At 69.2% G+C, this 19,456-nt stretch carries 23 protein-coding genes; 11 read left to right on the forward strand and 12 right to left on the reverse strand.

From position 1 onward, the window contains the following. The coding region (locus tag COGEMETH_RS09740) for an amino acid--tRNA ligase-related protein (protein ID WP_283950085.1) at nt 1–495 on the forward strand (495 nt) is incomplete at its 5' end. Then, nucleotides 492–1,541 (forward strand): lysine-2,3-aminomutase-like protein, encoded by a 1,050-nt coding sequence (locus COGEMETH_RS09745; protein ID WP_238182385.1) that lies wholly within the window; start codon nt 492–494, stop codon nt 1,539–1,541. The genes COGEMETH_RS09740 and COGEMETH_RS09745, both read left to right, overlap by 4 nt. A 32-nt stretch (nt 1,542–1,573) precedes the next feature. On the opposite strand, the gene COGEMETH_RS09750 is transcribed toward COGEMETH_RS09745, so the two are convergent. Both COGEMETH_RS09750 and COGEMETH_RS09755 read right to left on the reverse strand, forming a co-directional pair. Further along, the gene (locus tag COGEMETH_RS09750) at nt 1,574–1,963 is read right to left on the reverse strand and encodes a permease prefix domain 2-containing transporter (RefSeq protein WP_238182386.1); all 390 of its coding nucleotides are present in this window, start codon (nt 1,961–1,963) and stop codon (nt 1,574–1,576) included. A gap of 4 nt (nt 1,964–1,967) precedes the next feature. Beyond that, complete coding sequence (locus COGEMETH_RS09755) at nt 1,968–2,327, reverse strand: type II toxin-antitoxin system RelE/ParE family toxin (protein WP_238182387.1); 360 nt, start codon at nt 2,325–2,327, stop codon at nt 1,968–1,970. 82 nt (nt 2,328–2,409) lie between these two features. On the opposite strand from COGEMETH_RS09755, the gene COGEMETH_RS09760 reads away from it, so the two are divergent. The 3 genes from COGEMETH_RS09760 to COGEMETH_RS09770 all read left to right on the forward strand — a co-directional run bounded on the left by COGEMETH_RS09760 (nt 2,410) and on the right by COGEMETH_RS09770 (nt 4,630). Next, the gene (locus COGEMETH_RS09760) at nt 2,410–3,027 is read left to right on the forward strand and encodes a glutathione S-transferase family protein (RefSeq protein WP_238182388.1); all 618 of its coding nucleotides are present in this window, start codon (nt 2,410–2,412) and stop codon (nt 3,025–3,027) included. A 76-nt stretch (nt 3,028–3,103) separates the two neighbouring features. Next, on the forward strand, nt 3,104–3,760 hold the full coding sequence (locus COGEMETH_RS09765) for an RraA family protein (RefSeq protein ID WP_238182389.1): 657 nt from the start codon (nt 3,104–3,106) through the stop codon (nt 3,758–3,760). Nucleotides 3,761–3,796: 36 nt separating this feature from the next. After that, the gene (locus COGEMETH_RS09770; RefSeq protein WP_238182390.1) at nt 3,797–4,630 is read left to right on the forward strand and encodes a YdcF family protein; all 834 of its coding nucleotides are present in this window, start codon (nt 3,797–3,799) and stop codon (nt 4,628–4,630) included. On the opposite strand, the gene COGEMETH_RS09775 is transcribed toward COGEMETH_RS09770, so the two are convergent. Next, nucleotides 4,564–4,869: a DUF3253 domain-containing protein gene (locus COGEMETH_RS09775; protein WP_238182391.1), complete on the reverse strand. Its 306-nt coding sequence runs from the start codon at nt 4,867–4,869 to the stop codon at nt 4,564–4,566. The genes COGEMETH_RS09770 and COGEMETH_RS09775 overlap by 67 nt on opposite strands. After that, entirely contained in the window at nt 4,866–5,597 is a 732-nt protein-coding gene (locus COGEMETH_RS09780) for a DUF599 domain-containing protein (protein WP_238182392.1), read from the reverse strand. Before COGEMETH_RS09780 ends, COGEMETH_RS09775 begins: the two co-directional genes overlap by 4 nt. A 466-nt stretch (nt 5,598–6,063) precedes the next feature. Here COGEMETH_RS09780 and COGEMETH_RS09785 point away from each other — a divergent pair, with 466 nt between their 5' ends. Beyond that, a complete protein-coding gene (locus COGEMETH_RS09785; protein WP_238182393.1) occupies nt 6,064–6,759 on the forward strand; it encodes a DUF4214 domain-containing protein in 696 nt (231 codons plus the stop codon). 115 nt (nt 6,760–6,874) lie between these two features. After that, nucleotides 6,875–7,753 carry a glycosyltransferase family protein gene (locus tag COGEMETH_RS09790; protein WP_238182394.1) on the forward strand — a complete coding sequence of 293 codons (879 nt, stop codon included), beginning with the start codon at nt 6,875–6,877 and terminating at the stop codon, nt 7,751–7,753. 5 nt (nt 7,754–7,758) lie between these two features. Here the strand turns inward: COGEMETH_RS09790 and COGEMETH_RS09795 are convergent, their stop codons facing one another. From COGEMETH_RS09795 to COGEMETH_RS09815, 5 genes are all read right to left on the reverse strand, one after another. Beyond that, complete coding sequence (locus COGEMETH_RS09795; RefSeq protein ID WP_238182395.1) at nt 7,759–8,043, reverse strand: acylphosphatase; 285 nt, start codon at nt 8,041–8,043, stop codon at nt 7,759–7,761. Between the two features lie 67 nt (nt 8,044–8,110). Next, nucleotides 8,111–8,542, reverse strand: coding sequence for a gamma-glutamylcyclotransferase family protein (locus tag COGEMETH_RS09800; RefSeq protein ID WP_238182396.1), 432 nt, complete (start codon nt 8,540–8,542; stop codon nt 8,111–8,113). A 53-nt stretch (nt 8,543–8,595) separates the two neighbouring features. Then, nucleotides 8,596–10,614 carry an acetyl-CoA carboxylase biotin carboxylase subunit gene (locus COGEMETH_RS09805; protein WP_238182397.1) on the reverse strand — a complete coding sequence of 673 codons (2,019 nt, stop codon included), beginning with the start codon at nt 10,612–10,614 and terminating at the stop codon, nt 8,596–8,598. Between the two features lie 156 nt (nt 10,615–10,770). After that, nucleotides 10,771–11,214: a hypothetical protein gene (locus COGEMETH_RS09810; RefSeq protein WP_238182398.1), complete on the reverse strand. Its 444-nt coding sequence runs from the start codon at nt 11,212–11,214 to the stop codon at nt 10,771–10,773. Between the two features lie 169 nt (nt 11,215–11,383). Beyond that, the gene (locus tag COGEMETH_RS09815; RefSeq protein ID WP_238182399.1) at nt 11,384–11,962 is read right to left on the reverse strand and encodes a L,D-transpeptidase; all 579 of its coding nucleotides are present in this window, start codon (nt 11,960–11,962) and stop codon (nt 11,384–11,386) included. A 186-nt stretch (nt 11,963–12,148) separates the two neighbouring features. Between COGEMETH_RS09815 and COGEMETH_RS09820 the strand changes: the two genes are divergently transcribed. Together COGEMETH_RS09820 and COGEMETH_RS09825 are read left to right on the forward strand one after the other, a co-directional pair. After that, nucleotides 12,149–13,078 carry a histone deacetylase family protein gene (locus COGEMETH_RS09820; protein WP_238182400.1) on the forward strand — a complete coding sequence of 310 codons (930 nt, stop codon included), beginning with the start codon at nt 12,149–12,151 and terminating at the stop codon, nt 13,076–13,078. Between the two features lie 3 nt (nt 13,079–13,081). Next, nucleotides 13,082–13,300 (forward strand): hypothetical protein, encoded by a 219-nt coding sequence (locus tag COGEMETH_RS09825; protein ID WP_238182401.1) that lies wholly within the window; start codon nt 13,082–13,084, stop codon nt 13,298–13,300. Nucleotides 13,301–13,418: 118 nt separating this feature from the next. Here the strand turns inward: COGEMETH_RS09825 and ribB are convergent, their stop codons facing one another. Together ribB and aroC are read right to left on the reverse strand one after the other, a co-directional pair. Further along, on the reverse strand, nt 13,419–14,495 hold the full coding sequence (ribB, locus tag COGEMETH_RS09830) for a 3,4-dihydroxy-2-butanone-4-phosphate synthase (protein WP_238182402.1): 1,077 nt from the start codon (nt 14,493–14,495) through the stop codon (nt 13,419–13,421). Between the two features lie 66 nt (nt 14,496–14,561). Then, a complete protein-coding gene (gene aroC / locus COGEMETH_RS09835; RefSeq protein ID WP_238182403.1) occupies nt 14,562–15,659 on the reverse strand; it encodes a chorismate synthase in 1,098 nt (365 codons plus the stop codon). Nucleotides 15,660–15,958: 299 nt separating this feature from the next. On the opposite strand from aroC, the gene COGEMETH_RS09840 reads away from it, so the two are divergent. Beyond that, the gene (locus COGEMETH_RS09840; RefSeq protein ID WP_238182404.1) at nt 15,959–16,459 is read left to right on the forward strand and encodes a DUF2272 domain-containing protein; all 501 of its coding nucleotides are present in this window, start codon (nt 15,959–15,961) and stop codon (nt 16,457–16,459) included. Nucleotides 16,460–16,770: 311 nt separating this feature from the next. Here COGEMETH_RS09840 and COGEMETH_RS09845 read toward each other — a convergent pair whose 3' ends face one another. Next, the gene (locus COGEMETH_RS09845; protein ID WP_238182405.1) at nt 16,771–17,916 is read right to left on the reverse strand and encodes an anhydro-N-acetylmuramic acid kinase; all 1,146 of its coding nucleotides are present in this window, start codon (nt 17,914–17,916) and stop codon (nt 16,771–16,773) included. A gap of 129 nt (nt 17,917–18,045) precedes the next feature. On the opposite strand from COGEMETH_RS09845, the gene tyrS reads away from it, so the two are divergent. Continuing rightward, nucleotides 18,046–19,320 (forward strand): tyrosine--tRNA ligase, encoded by a 1,275-nt coding sequence (tyrS, locus tag COGEMETH_RS09850; RefSeq protein WP_373875336.1) that lies wholly within the window; start codon nt 18,046–18,048, stop codon nt 19,318–19,320. Nucleotides 19,321–19,456: the final 136 nt, after the last annotated feature.

A 19,456-nucleotide genomic window follows, 5' to 3' on the forward strand; every position in this document is an offset into this window, starting at 1 on the left:
GCCGGATTCAGAGACCGCGAAGCCCTGGCGGCCGCGGTCTCTGAATCCGGCCTGCGGGTGGCGGCCGACGACACCTGGGCGGACCTGTTCAGCCGGGTGCTGGTCGCGCGGATCGAGCCGCACCTCGGTCAGGAGCGCCCGACGATCCTGTGCGAGTATCCGGTGAGCGAGGCGGCGCTCGCCCGCCCCTGCCCGCACGATCCGCGGGTCTGCGAGCGCTTCGAGCTCTATGCCTGCGGGGTCGAACTCGCCAACGCCTTCGGCGAGCTGACCGACCCGGCCGAGCAGCGCCGCCGCTTCGAGGCCGAGATGGCGGAGAAGCTGCGGGTCTACGGCGAGTCCTACCCCCTGGACGAGGACTTCCTCGCCGCCCTCGCGATCATGCCGGAGGCGTCCGGCATCGCGCTGGGCTTCGACCGGCTGGTGATGCTGGCCTCCGGCGCGCCGCAGATCGAGGACGTGATCTGGACGCCGGTGGCGGGAGCGCGCGCATGAACCGGGCTCTGCGCACGCCCGCCGACCTCGTCGCCGCGGGCCTGGTCGATCCCGCCGCCCTGCCCGGCATCGAGGCGGTGGCCGCCCGCTACGCCGTCTCCCTGACGCCGGACATGGCCGAGCTGATCGACGCGGGCGACCCCGCCGACCCGATCGCGCGCCAGTTCGTACCCCGCGCCGAGGAACTCGCGACGACTCCCGAGGAGCGGGCCGACCCGATCGGCGACGACGCCCACACAGCCCTTCCCGGCATCGTCCACCGCTACCCGGACCGGGTGCTGCTCAAGCCCCTCCACGCCTGCCCGGTCTATTGCCGCTTCTGCTTCCGCCGGGAGGTGGTCGGTCCTGACGGCCTCGGCGCCCTCGACGCGGCCCAGCTCGACGCGGCCCTGGCCTACATCGCGGCCCGGCCGGAGATCTGGGAGGTGGTGCTGACGGGGGGCGACCCCTTCGCCCTGTCGCCCCGGCGCCTGCGCGTCATCGCCACGCGCCTTTCCGAGATCCCGCACGTGCGCGTGCTGCGGGTCCACACCCGCGTGCCCGTGGTGAGCCCAGGGCTGGTGAGCCCTGCCCTCGTCGGCGCCCTCAAGGCGTTCGGGCGGGCGGTGTTCGTGGCGCTGCACGCCAACCATCCCCGCGAGTTCACGCCCGCCGCCCGCGCGGCCTGCGCCCGGCTGGTCGATGCCGGCATTCCGATGGTGAGCCAGTCCGTGCTGCTGGCCGGCGTGAACGCCGAGGCCGCGACCCTGGAGGCGCTGATGCGCGCCTTCGTCGAGAACCGGATCAAGCCGTATTACCTGCACCATGGCGACCTCGCGCCGGGCACGGGCCACCTGCGCACCTCGCTCGCCGAGGGTCAGGCCCTGATGCGGGCCCTGCGGGGCCGCCTCTCGGGCCTCGCCCAGCCGGCCTACGTCCTCGACATCCCCGGCGGCCACGGCAAGGTGCCGGTGGGGCCGTCCTACCTGCACGAGGCGCCGGAGGGCACGCGCGTCACCGATCCGCAGGGCGCGGAGCACCCCTATCCGCCGACAGCCGGCGATTGAGGCGCTCCGGGACTATCGAATGCCGTCGCGATCTATCGTGTCCAGCGCGTCAGCGCTTTTACCAGATGCCTCGACAGCCACGCCGGAGCGAAAATCTGGCTGGTGCGCAGCATCAGGAGCGGAACGATCGACCTAAAGGTATCGAGCCAATAGATTGCCGATGCCCGCCTCGGGCCATGCCGGTGCAGATTTTCATGAAACTGCGCGTGGAGGTCGGCCAGGATCGCGTCCCGATATTGGGGATGCGCGCAGGCCGAGAAGATCGCGGTGGCGAGGCGATGCGGTCGCCCGACTGGCGTGCCGGCTCGCCCCTCCTGCAATCGCGTCCTGTTGTCGGCCGCGATCCGTTGAGCGTCTCGTTCGATGTCCCGCCGCTGATCGGGCGACACGTCCTTCAACAGATCTTCGAGTGCGATCGGCATGCCGCTACCTCCCCGTGGAGGGTGATCGGGCAAGATGGTGACTGAATCGCGCATCCGCCAAGTCGATCAGCCGCTTGTACACGATTCGATCCTTCTTTCCGCCCTTCGCCGCAGCGGCCAGCAGGATCGCGCGCCGTTCGGGATCGAAGGCGAAGGCCACGCGCCACTCGACCCTGTTCACGGTCGGCCGCAGTTCCTTCATGTTCGCATGACGGGAGCCGTGGAGCGTGTCGGCATAGGGGCGTCCGAGTTGCGGCCCCTCCAGTGCCAGCGCCCGTGCGTAGGTCAGGATCGCCGTGCGGACCCCGTCGTCCAACGCCTTAAATTCCGGCACGAAGGCATCATGGAAGATCACCGACCACATCGATGGTTCCTGGACGACAGGTGACGCTGGGTCGCGTCGAGTGCAACAGAGTCGGCGATCGTTGGCAAGGAAGGGACGCGGCATGCGCAGGCTGTGGGGGCGGGCGAACTCCGTGAACGTCCAGAAGGCCCTCTGGGGGCTGGACGAGGCCGGGCTCGCCTACGAGCGGGTCGAGGCCGGCGGCGCCCACGGGGTGGTGCACGACCCGGCCTACCGCAGGCTCAACCCGAACGGGCTGGTGCCGACCCTGGAGGAGGACGGCTTCGTGCTCTGGGAGTCGAACGCCATCCTGCGCTACCTCGCCGGCACCTGCGCCCCCTTGCGCTGGCCGGAGGATGCGCGGGGGCGGGCCGGGATCGACCAATGGCTCGACTGGCAGGCGACGAGCTTCACTCCGGCGATGCGCGACGCCTTCTGGCAGCTCTACCGCGCGCCCGAGCCGGAGCGCGACCGGGCGGCCATCGACGCGTCGCTCGCGAAGGGCGAGGTCCATGCGGCGATCCTCGACGCGCACCTTGCCGGGCGCGATTTCGTGGTGGGCAGCACCTTCTCCATCGCCGACATCGCGCTCGGCTGCGCGGCCCACCGCTGGCTCAACCTCCCGGTCCCGCTGATTGAGCGCCCGGCCCTGCGCCTCTGGTACGCCCGCATCGCGGCGCGACCCGGTGCGGCCCGCGTGATGGCCGAGCCGATCACCTGAGCCGCCTTGGAGACCGACCTTGCCGGGTGCCCGGCAAGGCCCACCTTGGGCCAAGCATCATACGGAGAGCGGCCCCATGGCGATCGATCCCACCCTGCGCGACGCCCTCGAGGCCGTCACCGTGGCGAGCCTCGCGCGCGCGCTCCATCGGCGCGGGGTGCCGGCCTGCCTGCTCCGGGGCCTGGCGATCCGCTCGTCCTCGCGCAATGCGGTGGGGCCGGCCTTCACCCTGCGGTTGATCCCGGCCCGCGGTGGCGCCGGCCCGTCCCTGGCCGACGCCGTCGAGGCGGTGCCCGAGGGCGCCGTCGTGGTGGTCGATGCCGGCGGCTCAGGGAGTTCCCTGCCCTTCGGCGCGATCCTGGCCGCCCGCCTCGCCCAGCGTGGAGCGGCCGGCCTCGTCACCGACGGCCACCTCGACCATTCGGGTGGCCTCGCCGTCTGGTGCGATCCCGGCGACCGGACCGGGCCCGGCCTCGCGCTGGCGGGATCGGGCGAGGCGATCGCCTGCGCGGGTGCCGCAATCCATCCCGGCGACATCGTCGTGGCCGGCCCGGACGGGGTCGTCGTGGTGCCCCACGACATCGCCGAGGCGGTGGCGCTGGAGGCCGTCGAGCAGCAGCGCCTCGATCTCTGGCTCCAGCGCGAGGCCGAGAAGGGAGTCGGCCTGCACGAACTCCTGCCGCCGGATGCGGCGACGCTCGCCCGTTTCCAGGCCGAGACGAAGCCGGCCTGAGCGTCGCTCCCCTCCTTCGACGCGAGATGTAAGTCGATGTTCTTCCCGCTCTCGAAGGTGCTGTTCTACGCGATCACACCGTCGAACTTCTGCATCCTGGCCGTCCTCGCCGGCTTCGTGCTGGCCTTCGCCACCCGCTGGCGGCGCTCCGGCGCGTGGTGCGTGGGCATCGGCGCCGCCGGGCTGGTCGCAGGCGGCCTGCTGCCCGGCGCCGTCCTCGGCCTGATGCCGCTCGAACAGCGCTTCCCGTCCTTCTCCGACGACGGCGGCCCGGTGACGGGCATCGTCGTGCTCGGCGGGGGCGTCGACGCCGACGCGTCGATGGACCGCAACCAGGTGATCTTCAACGATGCGGGCGAGCGGCCGGTCTACCTCGCCGACCTCGCCCGGCGCTATCCCGCCGCGCGCCTCGTGTTCTCGGGCGGCAGCGGCAGCCTGCGGGAGGATACCCTGGGGGAGGCCGACGTGGTCGGGCGCTTTGCCGACACCCTCGGCCTGCCGCGCAGCCGCCTGATCCTGGAGAACCGCTCGCGCAACACCGAGGAGAACGCCCGCTTCAGCGCCGCCATGGTCCAGCCCAAGCCCGGCGAGCGCTGGCTGCTGGTCACCTCGGCTTGGCACATGCCGCGGGCGATGGGCTGCTTCCGCCGGGCGGGCTTTTCCGTCACCGCCTTCCCCGTCGACTACCGCACCCGCGGCTGGGGCGACCTGCGCCGGCCCAACACCTTCGCCTCGGACGGGCTGCTCCAGCTCGACCTCGCGGCCAAGGAATGGCTCGGCCTCCTGGTCTACCGCCTCGCCGGCTACACCGACGACTGGCTGCCGGCCCCGGACTCACCCTCGTCCGCCGGCGGCAGCGCCAGTCGGTAGATCCCGCGGAAATCGTCCGGATCGACCGGCCGGCCTTTGCGCAGGATGGCCACGCGCCCCGCCTTGGCCAGCCGCACCGCGACCCGCCGCACCGGCTGCATCAGCGGGCCCCAGCCCTCGGAATGCGGGCCGCCGAGCGCGCGGGCGACCTCGGACGGGCAGATCGTCTTGCCGGCCCCCCGCTCGGCTACGAGTCGCAGCATCGTCTCCTCTATCTCGGCCGTCGCGTCGGTGGTCATGGGGTGCGCTCCGATGGGTCGTCCTCGGCCAGCATCGCCGCGCGGATCTCGGAGGCGAACTGGCGCCGCCACATCACCAGGACGACGCCGGTGGTCGAGAGGATCAGCAGGTAGGGGCTCACGAACCAGCCGAGATAGGCCAGCGCGAAGAAGAAGGCCCGCTGCCCGCGGGCGAAGTGGCTGCCGGCGGCGATGTTCATGGCCGCCGCCCGCAGGGCCGCCTTGAGCATCGTGGCCTCGCTCGCCCCCGAGCCCTTCGGCGGCACCGCCCCGAACAGGATGGCGCCGTAGTTGAACAGCCGGTAGGCCCAGGCGAACTTGAAGAAGGCGTAGACGAAGACGACGGCCAACCCCGCGACCTTGATCTCCCAGGTCGCCCGCGTGGCCACGCTCCCGAAGGGCAGCGTGCCGAACAGGGTGAGCACGTCGTCGCCCGAGCGCGACAGGGTGAGAACGCCGCCCAGCGCGATCAGGGAGGTCGAGGCGAAGAAGGCGGTGCCGTTCTGCAGCGAGGCGTTGATGGTGGTGTCCACCACCCGGTTGTCGCGCGCCACCATCTGCCGCGCCCAGACCTCGCGCTGGCGGTTCATGAGCTGGCTGAGCGACACCATCCGCCCGCGCAGGCGCCCGACCGAGAGGCCGTAGCCGACCCAGGCGAGCACGAAGTAGATCAGCGCGCAGAGGTCGAGGGTCGAGAAGGCTGTGGTGCCGGCGGCGATGTCGGTCATGGTCTCCGGCGGTCTGGCTGCGGGCTCGATGCCACCGCGCATACAGTAAGCGATCGTACGCGGCGGGCACGTGCGAAAACGGCGCGTGGCGGACTTATCGCCCGAGTTCACGGTCGGAAAGTCGGCAGGGCCGCACATGTCCCCGGGATCGAACGGCGCCGGCCCCGGGCGTATCGAGGCCCTCATGCACGCGATCGGGCGGCCTCGCCACACAGGGAACGCGATATGATAGGTACCCCTCCAAATCGGATGGGTAACCGTGTGGGAAACCGGGAGCGCCGCGGCTGGAGTCCTTATCCGAAGTCCCGATCCGCAACGCGACTCCTCCGGCGGGAACGCCAGCGGCGACGATCCGATGGGATCATAAGACGGCGATGGGCAAACCAGCGTGCACGCGCCCGTGCGCGCAAGGACATCGTGGTGTTATTTCAGATAACGTAGACAATTACAGCACGAGAAGCCGTCCATGACTATCGCCAACGAAGACGACTCCAGGCGGCATCGGTTGCCGGACCCGGTGCCGAAATTCCTGAACGTCGGATGCGGCTACGACATTCGAAAAGGCTACCTGAACGTCGACAATGGGGACTGGCACGGTCCCGATCTCGTTGCAGACATCACCGATCTCCCGATGCTGCCGGCAGACTATTTCGAGGAGATCGTCGCGCAGGACGTTCTGGAGCATATCCAGCGCTCCGCACAAGTCGCGTCGCTTCGAGAATGGGGGCGCCTGTTGTCGTCGACGGGTACTTTGAAAGTGCGCGTCCCGAGTTTCTACGATATGGCCATCCTGAGTCGCCGTGCAGACTTTCAGACCGAAGAGATGCAGCAGTATCTCGTTCAGATGGTCTATGGGACGCAAGCCTACCCCGGCGATTTCCATCTGTGCGGTTATACGCCGTGGACCCTGAAGGCGAATGCGCGCGATGCCGGATTGATCGTGACGGATATCCGCCTCAAGGACGACTGGCTCTACGACGTGACGCTCCGCCGTGCCGATGCCCTCGGCCTTCTGAGCGACGAGGATTGGGTCCGGTACGTCTACCTCCATCATCTCGATCGCCTCGCGGACGAGGAGGGTTTCCTTTTCTGGACTTCGGAACTGCGCCGGCCGAGAACCCGCGAGGACGTGCTGTCGGCCATTCGGGCCGTTGCGGGGTGAAGTCGAGCCTTATACGACAAGACGATCAAACGATGCGGTAGCGTGCCGATGTGAACAACGCACCTGCGTCGTACCGGCCCATGCACGAATTCGCGTTCGAGTAAGGATGATGACGTTGAATACGCCCGTCGTGTTTTGTGCAAGCGATCAGCTGTTCGATCAGACGGTCGCGTTCCTGGAAAGCGCCCGGCAGAATTCGCCGGAAATCCCATTGATATGCATTCCCTACACGAACGGCATCGACAAGATCGATATTCTTTCGGAGATATACGACTTTCAGTATTACGATACCTACGATATTCGAGCTTTGCAAAATATAAGCCGAATTGTATATGGTGCTGCCAACGATCGTCTCAGAAAACTCGCGTGTTTCACGATCGAGGTCGACAAATTTCTATTTCTGGATGTGAACACCATCGTGTTGCGGGATCTCCGTCCCTGGACGGACACGCCACTCGACCGGGTCGACCTGATCTTCTCCGAGATGTCACCGGGCGAATCGTATCACGATCTGCATGACGGGCTGATCCGTCGATCGAAGGAGTTCAGCACCGGCTGCTTCCTTGCCTCGCGGAAGACCTTCCCCCTGGAGATGATCGTGCACGCGGTGCTGGCGGAGCTGTTCCTGTACAAGCGCGTCGCCAAGCTCTCGAACGACGACCAGCCCCTATTGAACTTCGCCTGCGACGTGGCCGGCAAGCGCACGATCGACTTCGACGAAGCCGGCACGCCGCTCTCGACGCGGACCTGGTACGGTTTCGATTACGCCGAGACCGCGGAGGGCCTGGTCGATCCGGCCACGAACAAGCCGGTCGCACTCCTCCACTTCGCGGGCTGCGGCAGCGTCGAGACCATCCCGCCCGGCCCCCGCAGGGACCTCTACCGACGCTACCTCGCCGACGGGCACGCCCGGATCGCCCGCGAAAGGCCCGCGGCCAAGGCCACGGTGCTGGACCGGTTCGTGCCGCGCCTGTTCTCGACGTCGGACGATTGAGCCGCTCAATCCGTCCGGATGGCGAAATCGGACCAGGGCCCCGCCTCCGCCGGCTCACCGACCGTCACGGCCTCGACGCGCGCGCCGGGCGGGCCTGTGCGGCACGCCTCCACCATCGCTTCGACGGCCTCTCGGGTCCCCGAGAACACCGCCTCGACCCGGCCGTCCGCGCGGTTGCGGACGAAGCCGGCAAGGCCCCGGCGCCGGGCCTCGCCTTGCGTCCAGACCCGGTAGCACACGCCCTGCACCCGGCCGCCGATCACGACGCCGATGGTCCTGGTCCCGCCCAAACGTGCACTCCCGAAGGCTCGCCGGGAAGGAGAACGGCGCATGGTCCCGGACGTTGCATGGCAGCGCTCAACCCGGCGGCCCGCGCAGCCAGCCCTGCATCTCGCGCCTGTAGAGGGCCGGCAGTTGCGCGGCCTCGGCCGCGCGCAGGACGCTCTCCAGGTAGCCGGGGCGCGGGGCACCCAGGCCACGGCTGCGGCCGAGATAGATCAGCGCCCGCTTGATCCCGGCCTCGGTGCCCACCGGCTGGAGGGCCTTGACGTAGAGGCCGCCGGACACGCCCTCGTAGCGGTCCAGCGCCGGCACGTCGGCCAGGGCGAGGTCCCAGAGCACCCCCCAGACCGTGCGGGCCGGGTCCTGCGCCACCGAGGCGTAGCCCTCGCGCATGATGACGAAGCGGTGGCGCCGCAGCCGCCCCTGCCCGACCAGGCGCGAGGCCGGGCAGCGCAGGGCCATGGAGGCGGCGTCCATGTTGGCGCCGTAGGCGAAGTAGAGGGGCATCGCTTGCTAACCCGCCGCGTCCGACCGGCGAGGCCGGGCCGACGACCGGGCGATCAGGCGAATTCCAGGATCACCGCGTCCACGGCAAGGCTGTCGCCCTCCTTGGCGTGGATCGTCTCCACCGTGGCGTCGCGCTCGGCGCGCAGCACGTTCTCCATCTTCATCGCCTCGACGATGGCCAGGGGCTCGCCGTTCTTCACCTCCTGGCCTTCCGTGACCAGGATCTGCTTGACGAGGCCCGGCATCGGGCAGAGCACCTGCTTGCCCGAGCCCGCCTGCTCCTTGACCGGCATCAGGGCGGCGAGTTCCGCCTCGCGGCGGGTGTAGACGCGGGCCTCGGCCGCCGCGCCCGCGTGCTGGAGGCTGACGCCGTTCAGGAGGCCGCGGACCTGGATCGCGACGCGCTCGGAACCGATCGTCCCGGTCCAGACCGGCTCGCCCGGCCGCCACGCGCTCTCGACCACCTGGGCGCTGCCGTCGGCCTCCGTCACCACGACGCCGTCCTCGGCAAGCCCGTCCGTGTGGGCGTCGACCGTGACCGGATAGGACTGGCCCGCCAGCAGCACGACGCGGTCGCGCTCGAAATGCAGCAGGCCGGGGTCGCGCATCTGGCCGGAGATGCCGCGCTTGCGTTGGTTCAGCTTGTGGTCGATGGCGGCCGCCGCCGCCATCATCCGCTTGGCGACCGTGCCCGCGGGCTCGGGGGCGACGAAGCCTTCGGGGAATTCCTCGGCAATGAAGCCCGTCGAGAGCCGGCCCTCGCGCCAGCGCGGATGGGCCATCAGGGCCGAGAGGAACGGGATGTTGTGGCGGATGCCGTCGATGGCGAAGGCGTCGAGCGCTTGGCCCTGCGATTCGATCGCCTCGGCCCGGGTCGGCGCCCAGGTCACGAGCTTGGCGATCATCGGATCGTAGTGGATCGCGATCTCGCCGCCCTCCTCCACGCCGGTGTCGTTGCGTACGATCGCGCTGCCCTGGCGGCCCTCCTCCGGCGGCCTGTAGGTGGTCAGCCGTCCGATCGAGGGCAGGAAGTTGCGGGTCGGGTCCTCGGCGTAGACGCGGCTCTCCACCGCCCAGCCGTCGAGCTTCACCTGGTCCTGGGTGAGGGGAAGCTCTTCGCCGGCCGCGACCCGGATCATCAGCTCGACCAGGTCAAGGCCGGTGATCATCTCGGTGACGGGGTGCTCGACCTGGAGACGGGTGTTCATCTCCAGGAAGTAGAAGGACTTGTCCTGGCCGGCGACGAACTCGACGGTGCCGGCCGAGTCGTAGTTCACGGCCTTGGCAAGGGCCACGGCCTGCTCGCCCATGGTCTTGCGGGTGGCCTCGTCGAGAAGGGGGGACGGCGCCTCCTCGATCACCTTCTGGTTGCGGCGCTGGATCGAGCACTCGCGCTCGCCGAGGTAGATCACGTTGCCGTGCTTGTCGCCGATCACCTGGATCTCGATGTGGCGCGGGTCGGTGATGAACTTCTCGATGAACACCCGGTCGTCGCCGAAGGACGAGGAGGCTTCCGACTTGGCGCGGGCGAACCCTTCCGCGACCTCGCCGGAGGCGTGGGCGATGCGCATGCCCTTGCCGCCGCCGCCGGCCGACGCCTTGATCATCACCGGGTAGCCGATCTCGTCGGCGATCTCGACCGCGTGCTCGGGGCTCTCGATCACCCCGAGGAAGCCCGGCACGGTGGAGACGTTCGCGGCGGCTGCCGCCTTCTTCGACTCGATCTTGTCGCCCATCGCGGCGATGGCCGCAGGGTTGGGGCCGATGAAGACGATGCCGGCCGCTTCGAGCGCCTTGGGGAAGGCCTCGCGCTCGGAGAGGAAGCCGTAGCCGGGATGGACGGCCTGGGCCCCGGTCTGCTTGCAGGCCGCGACGATCTTCTCGATCACCAGGTAGGACTGGGCGGCGGAGGCCGGGCCGATATGCACCGCCTCGTCGGCCATGGCGACGTGGACCGCGTCCCGGTCGGCATCCGAGTAGACCGCGACGGTCTTGATGCCCATGCGCCGGGCCGTCTTGATGACGCGGCAGGCGATCTCGCCCCGGTTGGCGATCAGGATCTTGTCGAACATCGTGTGCCGCACTCGGGTCTGGGCTGTCGGGTGGCCGGCCGGGCCGGGGCCGGTTCAGGTTCCCGATAAAGCAGATGCGCGGCGGACGGAAGCTGTGCCTCGGACCGAGTCCGGATACGATCCTCGATGCCCGGACGATCCGGGCGCGGATGCGGCTCAGGCGGCGAGCGCGAAGGGCGGGCGGACGGGCCGGGCCGGCTCGCGGGTCCAGCGGTTGGCCTCCAACGCGAAGATCATCAGCGCCTCGGCGCTGCCATGGGCCTCCCGCACCACCTCCATCGCGATCCGGGCGCCGACAGGCGTCGGGCCGTCGCGGCCGGCCAGCGAGGCCGAGAGCCAGGCGGCGACCTCACGGTCGACGTAGCCGGAGGGGCGCTCGCCCCAGACCGCGAAGTCCACCACCGCGGGGATCAGGAAGTCGCCGAACTCCGGATCGACCTTCGGGACCGCCCGCTCCAGGGCGATGAGCATGTCGGCCTCCTCCCGGCTGGCGATCCCGTCCGGCAGGATGTCCCGCATCAGGGTCCGCACGTCCGCGCCGGTGACGGCGCCGGTGAGGACGACATGGTTGCAGAAGTGCTGAAGAGAAGCGTTGATCATGGTCTGATGCCTCCGCGGCTTTTGTTGTCGCCGGTCTTGTCCCTGTCTGTATTGGACCTTACGGGACGGCATCGTCTTCAGAGGTTAACGGGCAAATCTGAACCCGCGTTCAGGTTAAAGCAGGCTCACGAATGAGGCTTTCGGGAATCTTGCTGCGATCCGCTTCGGCTCAGCGCACGATCACGGTCGCGCCCACCGGCACGCGGTTGAACAGGTCGACCACGTCGATGTTGCGCATGCGGATGCAGCCGGAGGAGGCCGCCTGCCCGATCTTCTCCGGCTCGTTGGTGCCGTGGATGCGGTAGAGGGTGTCGCGGCCCTTGTCGGAGAGGTAGAGGGCGCGCGCGCCCAGCGGGTTGGCCGCGCCGCCCTGCATCGGGTGGACGTGGGGCCAGCGCTTCACCATCTCGGCCGGCGGGTTCCAGGCCGGCCATTCCGCCTTGCGGTCGACGGTCGCCGTCCCGCTCCAGCCATAGGCCTCGTCGCCCACCGTCACGCCGTAGCGGACCGCCTTGCCGTCCGGCAGCACGAGGTAGAGCTGGCGCTCCTTCGTCTCCACCACGACGGTGCCGGGGCGCTCCTTGGTCGGATCGCTGACGAGGTAGCGGGCGAAGTGCGGATCGAACTCGGCGTCCGGCACCAGGGCCATGAAGGCGGTGTCCCGCGCCGACAGTGTCGGATCGGGCACCGCCTTGAAGTTGCAGCCCGTGAGCAGCACGGCACACGCGATGATCGGGATAATGCGCATGCCGGCCACCGTCCGAGCCGCCTCCCGATTTTGGAATCAGATGAGGGAGGCGGCAAGACCATAGCGCGTCGAGACACTTGCCCGTAGCCTCGCGCATCGGGCCCGTGGCACATTGCGGGGGCCTGTTGCAGGCGCGCGACAGACGCGCCCGACCCCGATACGCCGCGACAGCCGGGAGGGATGACCGTGACGACCCTGTACGTGAGCCATCCGGCCGCCCTCGACCACGCCGTGCCGGAGGGACACCCGGAGCGGCCGGACCGCATCCGGGCGATCGAGCACGCCCTCGAGGACGAGCGCTTCGCCGGTCTGGTGCGGACCCTGGCGCCTCTGGCGGAGGCCGAGGTCGCGACGCTCGCCCACCCCGCCGAGTACGTCGAGGCGATCGTCGCGGCCGCACCCCGCACGGGGATGGTCGCGATCGATTCGGACACGCTGATGTCGCCGGGCAGCCTGGAGGCGACGCTGCGCGCCGTGGGCGGCGCCGTGCACGCGGTCGATGCCGTGCTGGCGGGCGAGTGCGCCAACGCGTTCGTGGCCATGCGCCCGCCCGGCCATCACGCCGAGCGCAATCGGGCGATGGGCTTCTGCCTGTTCAACCACGCGGCGATCGCGGCCCGGCACGCCCGCGTGAAGCACGGGGCGAGCCGCGTCGCCCTGGTCGACTGGGACGTGCACCACGGCAACGGCTCCCAGGACATCTTCTGGGACGACGGGGCCGTGCTCTACGCCTCGACCCACCAGATGCCGCTCTATCCCGGCAGTGGTGCTGCCTCCGAGCGGGGCACCAAGAACACCATCGTCAACGTGCCCCTGCGCCCGAACGACGACGGGGCGGTGTTCCGCGAGGCGTTCGAGGCCGGCATCCTCGCCCGCCTCGACGCCTTCGCGCCGGACGTCATCGTGATCTCGGCGGGCTTCGACGCCCACCGCCTCGACCCGCTCGCGAACCTGCGCCTGGAGGCCGCCGATTTCGGCTGGGCGACGCGCAAGCTGATGGACCTGGCCGACCGCCACGCCAAGGGCCGGGTGATCTCGGTGCTGGAGGGCGGCTACAGCCTGGAGGGCCTCTCCAAATCGGTGGCCGCCCACGTGGATGCCCTGATGGGGCGGTGAGCGGTGTCGCTCGTCCACAATGAGCAGACCAAGCTCACGGCGACGTTGTTCAACGGGATCGCGATCGCGGCGGTGGCGGTGGGGACCATCGCTCCGGGAACCGCCGCACTCCTCGGCACGGCGTCGCCGACCGTCGCGCTCGTGACGGGCACGATTTGGCTGACGATCGGATCGCTCCTACATCTGGGGGCGCGACGGGTGCTCAGGAGGCTCATCGAATGAACGGCGAACAGATCGTTGCCTTCTTCGTCTGGCCCTTCGTCGTGTTGGCCTTCGCCCTAATCATCTACTGGTTCACCGGATGGCAGGACCGGCAGGAAGGCCTACGGCGCGCCGCCGCTCACCCCTCCAGAGGCTCGTCGCCCAACAGCTCGATGCCGAAGCCCGACAGGCCGACATAGGCCCGCGACGAGGTCGCGAGGTTGCGGATCGAGACCACGCCGAGGTCGCGCAGGATCTGGGCGCCCAGGCCCACCTCGCGCCACTGGCGCACGCGCTGGGCCTCCGTGCCCTCCTCCGCCACGCGGTTGAGGGGCACGCCCGCGGTGCCGTCGCGCAGGTAGACCAGGATCCCGCGGCCCTCGCGGGCGAAGCGGCGCATCACGGCTTCGATCTGCCGGCCGCCCTCGATCACGTCGGCGACCACGTCGGAGCGGTGCAGGCGCACCAGCACGTCGCGGCCGTCGCCGATCTCGCCCTGCACGAACGCGAATTGCTGGATCGGCTCGAAGGGCGTGACGTAGGCGTAGCCCGTCATCGGGCCGAACTCGGTCTTGACGGGGAAGTGCCCCACCCGCTCCACCAGCCGGTCGCGGGCCTGGCGGTAGGCGATGAGGTCGGCCACCGAGACGCGCCGGAGGCCGTGCGTCTCGGAGAAGGCGGCGATCTGCGGCCCCTTCATCACCGTGCCGTCGTCGTTGGCGAGTTCGCAGATCACGCCCACGGGGGGCAGGTCGGCGAGCTTGCACAGGTCGACGGCGGCTTCCGTATGGCCGGAGCGCATCAGCACGCCGCCGTCGCGGGCGATCAGCGGGAAGACGTGGCCGGGGCGCACGAAGTCGGCCGCCCCCATGTTGCCGTTGGCCAGCGCCCGCACCGTGTTGCAGCGCTGCTCGGCCGAGATGCCGGTGGTGAGCCCGTGCTTCACGTCCACGGTGACGGTGAAGGCGGTACCGAGCGGCGCGTCGTTCGAGGCCACCATCGGGTCGAGGTGGAGGCGGCGCGCCTCTCCCTGCGTCACCGGCGCGCAGACGATGCCGCAGGTGTTGCGGATGATGAAGGCCATCTTCTCCGGGGTGCAGAGGGCGGCAGCGACGACGAGGTCGCCCTCGTTCTCGCGGTCGTCGTCGTCGGTGACGACGACGATCTCGCCTCGGCGGAACGCCTCGATGGCTTCGGTGACGCTGGCGTGGGGCACGGACTTAATCCTCGGGTCGCGCATCGCTCCCGGCAGCGCGGGGAAACGCAAGGGGTGGAGGGCGGCTCAAGGGCCGCCGACCTGCCCCCGGTGGCGCAGATAGTGATCGGCGAGCACGCACGCCATCATGGCTTCGGCCACCGGCACGGCGCGGATGCCGACGCAGGGGTCGTGGCGGCCCTTGGTGACGAGGTCCACCTCGCGCCCGTCCGCGGTGACGCTGCGCCGGGGCGTCAGGATCGAGGAGGTCGGCTTGACCGCGAAGCGGCACACGACCGGCTGCCCGGTGGAGATGCCGCCGAGCACGCCGCCGGCATGGTTGGCCAGGAACCGCGGCCGGCCGTCGTTGCCCGCCCGCATCTCGTCGGCGTTCTCCTCGCCGCGGAGCGCCGCCGCGGCGAAGCCGTCGCCGATCTCCACGCCCTTGACCGCGTTGATCGACATCATCGCCGCCGCCAGGTCCGAATCGAGTTTTCCATAGACCGGTGCGCCGAGGCCCGGCGGCACGCCCTCGGCCACCACCTCGATCACGGCGCCCACCGACGAGCCGTCCTTCCGGATCGCGTCGAGATAGGCCTCGTAGTGCCGGGCGGCCTCGGCATCCGGGCAAAAGAACGGGTTGTTGCCGACCTCCTCCCAGTCCCAAGCCGCGCGGTCGACCGCATGCGGTCCCATCTGCACCAGGGCGGCGCGGATGGTGATGCCGGGAATGATCTTCCGGGCCACGGCGCCGGCCGCGACGCGGGCGGCGGTCTCGCGGGCCGAGGAGCGGCCGCCGCCGCGGTAATCGCGAATGCCGTACTTGGCGTCGTAGGCGTAGTCGGCGTGGCCCGGCCGGTAGCTGTCCCGGATCTCGGAATAGTCCTTGGAGCGTTGGTCGGTGTTCTCGATCATGAGGGCGATCGGCGTGCCCGTGGTGAGCTGGCGCCCGCCGGTGCGGTCGTCGGAGAACACGCCCGACAGGATCTTGACCTGGTCCGGCTCGCGCCGCTGGGTGGTGAAGCGCGACTGGCCGGGCTTGCGCCGGTCGAGCTCGGCCTGGATCTCCTCGGCCTCCAGGGGCAGGCCGGGGGGGCAGCCGTCGACCACGCAGCCGAGGGCGACCCCGTGGCTCTCGCCGAAGGTGGTGACGCGGAACAGGTGGCCGAAGCTGTTGTGGGACATGGCGCGCCCGCTCTAGCGCGAGGAGGCCGCTAGGGCCAGCGCGCGATCCAACGGCGCGCTCCGCCGAGCCTCCCTAAGTCCATGATAAGATTTTAATCCGCCTGTCGATTTCTTGGATCTCGTTTTTAGTTCGAATACTGCATTGAAAAACTATGTTGCGAATCGCTTTGATTTTATTGATGCTATGGAGATCGAAATCAGTTGTCATGTCAAAAAATTTCTAGGTGTTGACTATGCCATTGACTGTTTTCGCAAAATCCCTGTCCGTAACGGCGTTCGGTCAGCACGATAAATTCCATATGCTCGACGAGGCCGATTCCGCCCTCTGCAAGCAAATCAGGGCTTATTGGACTGATCTGGGGCTTGGATTTACGAGCTGCACGACAGTGCCATGGTCGGCGGTGTTCGTGTCGTGGTGCGTCAAGAAGGCGGGCGCCACGGCAACCGAGTTCAAGTTCGCGGCTGCGCATTCCGTGTTCGTCAACGCCGCCATCAACAACCCGGGCGCGTTCCAAGGCCTCGATATCAAGGCGGCCAAGCCGGCGATCGGGGATATCGTTCAGAACAATCGCAGCGGCAGTAAATTGAATTTCGATTACGCCAAGAGCCACTCGAGTTACGAGTCCCATTCGGCCATCGTCGTCGAGGTCGGCACCGATGTATCGGGAGGCTACGCGATGACAATCGGCGGGAATGAGTCGAACTCGATTCGGCGCACCCTGGTCCGGCTCGATGGCAATGGCTTCATCAAGCAGCGGGCACAGAACCCTTATATCTGCCTGCTCAAGAACGTGAAATGAGCGCCGGGCGCAAGGATCGGCGTTCCAGCCTGCCTCGCCTTCGCCCGGTCGGCCGCTACGCCCGTCTGCCATCACTGATGTCGCAGAGGTCGTAAGTTGGGCCAAGGACGTGCATCGCCCAGTGGGCTTCGGACAACTCTTTTGCGGTCCGGAGGGGATTCCAGCGGCCGGCGAAGTCGGACAGGTCCGCAAGCCTTCGCCGCCCGCGTCCCGTTCGCGCAGCCACGGCCGCTGATGCTGGCGAGAGGTGCGCCGAGAGTAATTCGCGAGTGGTAGCCTCGCGTCGCGCTGGTGGCCGCAGCCGGATGATTTCAATTAGCCGATGACGGCCGCGACATGACCCCGCCGGTCGTCGGCGCGCGCACCCCCGTGGTCGCCGGCAGGGTGATCGGCAGGCCCTTGAGGGAGCGCACGGCGAGGTAGGCGAAGGCCTGCGCCTCGAGATACGCCGAGGACCAGCCGATGGCGTCGGCCGTCGTGATCTCGGCGCGCAGGTGGTAGTTCAGCAGGCGCACCAGCTCGCCGTTGCGCGCGCCCCCGCCGGCCACGATCCAGCGGGTCGGGACCTCGGGGGCGTAGTCGACCGCGCGCGCCACGGCGCGGGCGGTGAAGGCCGTGAGGGTCGCCGCCCCGTCCTCGGTGGTGAGCTGGCCCGCGAGCTTGTGCGAGAACCAGTTGCGGTCGAGCGACTTCGGCGGCCGGCGCAGGAAGAACGGGTGCATCAGCAGCCAGGCGAGCAGGGGCTCGTCGGCCCGGCCGCGGGCGGCGGTGCGGCCGCCGTCGTCGAGGTTCTTGCCCTCGCGCTCCTGCATCCACTCGTCGATCAGGGAATTGCCCGGCCCCGTGTCGAAGGCGACCATGCCGCCCTTCGAGTCGATCAAGGTCGCGTTGGCCACGCCCCCGATGTTGAGGATGCCGAAGGCGCCCTCGAAGCCCGAGGCCTCGGCCAGCGCCTTGTGGAACACCGGCACCAGGGGCGCCCCCTGCCCGCCCGCCTCGATGTCGGCCCGGCGCAGGTCCGACACCACGGGGATGCGCAGCCGGTCGGCCAGCGCCTGCCCGTCGCCGATCTGGATCGAGATGCGCTGGTCGGGCCGGTGGATCACGGTCTGGCCGTGGAAGCCGATCACGTCGATCGCGGAGGCCGAGAGGCCGTTCTCGGCGAGGAACCGCTCCACCGCCTCGGCATGGGCCTCGGTGACGAAGTCTTCCGCCTGCGGCAGCCGGCCGGGGCGGTCTCCCGGCAGCACCACCCCCTCGGCGTCCTTGGTCGCCCCGCGCAGCAGCGCCTTCTCGTCGTCGGAGTAGCCGCGGTAGCCGGTGGGGCCCAGCGGTTCGAGGAAGTTGTTGTGGCCCTTGACCACGTGGACCCGCTCCCCGTCGGTCTCGATCAGGGCGATGTCCACGCCGTCCAGCGAGGTGCCGCTCATCAGCCCGATCGCGCGCATCATGCTCATGTCCCGGCCGCCCCGTGCCTTTCTCCGGTCGCCCTGTTAAGACCCCGGCCATCCTGCCCGGGGTGCTAGCACGAGCGTCTTTCGCCTGTCGCCTCGTCCCCCCATCCGCCCCGAGATCCGAGCCTCCCGATGATCCCCGCCGAGACCTTCGTGCCGAAATCCGAGTTCCTGAAGGTTCTCGCCGAGCGCGGCTACGTCCACCAGTGCTCCGACTTCGCGGGCGTGGACGCCGCCGCCCTGGAAGGCCGGCTGACGGTCTATGTCGGCTACGATTGCACGGCGGCCTCGCTGCATATCGGCCACCTGCTCTCGATCATGATGCTGCACTGGCTGCAGAAGACCGGAGGCCGGCCGATCGCCCTCATGGGCGGCGGCACCACCCGCGTCGGCGACCCCTCGGGCCGGGACGAATCGCGCAAGATCCTGAGCCTGGAGCAGATCGAGGCCAACAAGGCCGGCATCCAGAAGACCTTTTCGCGATTTCTGGAGTTCGGCGATTCCGGCAACGGCGCCGTGATGGTCGACAACGCCGAGTGGCTGACCAAACTCAACTACATCGAGATGCTGCGCGACATCGGCCGGCACTTCTCGGTCAACCGCATGATGTCGATGGACAGCGTGCGCATGCGGTTGGAGCGCGACCAGGAACTCTCGTTCCTGGAGTTCAACTACATGATCCTCCAGGCCTACGACTTCGTGGAGCTGAACCGGCGCCACGGCTGCCTGATGCAGATGGGCGGCTCGGACCAGTGGGGCAACATCGTCACAGGGATCGACCTCGGCCGGCGCATGGGCCATCCGGGCCTGCTCGGCCTGACCTGCCCGCTCCTGACCACGGCCTCCGGCGCCAAGATGGGCAAGACCGCGGCCGGCGCCGTCTGGCTCGATGCGCAGATGCTGAGCCCGTACGAGTACTGGCAGTTCTGGCGCAACACCGAGGACGCCGACGTGGAGCGCTTCCTCAAGCTGTTCACCTTCCTGCCGTTGGACACCATCGCGGAACTGTCGGCCCGCACCGGGGCCGGCATCAACGAGGCCAAGACGGTGCTCGCTACCGAGGCCACCGCCCTGATGCATGGCCGCGAGGCGGCCGAGGCCGCCGCCGAGACGGCGCGCAAGACCTTCGTGGAGGGGAGCTTGGCCGCCGACCTGCCGAGCGTCACCGTCTCCCGCAGCCTGCTGGAGGCCGGGATCGGCGTGCTCACCGCCTTCGGGCCGGAATACGCCAAGCTCGTCCCCTCCACGAGCGAGGCGCGGCGCCAGATCAAGAGCGGCGGCCTGAAGGTGAACGACGTGGCCGTCACCGACGAGCGCGGCGTCCTGCGTGAGGCCGACCTCACGGAAGACGGCGTGATCAAGCTGTCCTTCGGCAAGAAGCGCCACGTGCTGCTGCGGCTGGCATAGGCCGCCCCGCCCCGCTCACGCCGCCTGGAGCATGGGCCGGGCCGGCGGGCGCTCCGCGACGAGGTGAAGAGCCTGCGGGCGGCGGAACAGGACGTTGAGCGGCGTGTGGCGGACCGCCCGTTCCAGGGCCAGCGGC

It is taken from the genome of Methylobacterium trifolii (assembly GCF_022179685.1).
Taxonomy (GTDB): domain Bacteria; phylum Pseudomonadota; class Alphaproteobacteria; order Rhizobiales; family Beijerinckiaceae; genus Methylobacterium; species Methylobacterium trifolii.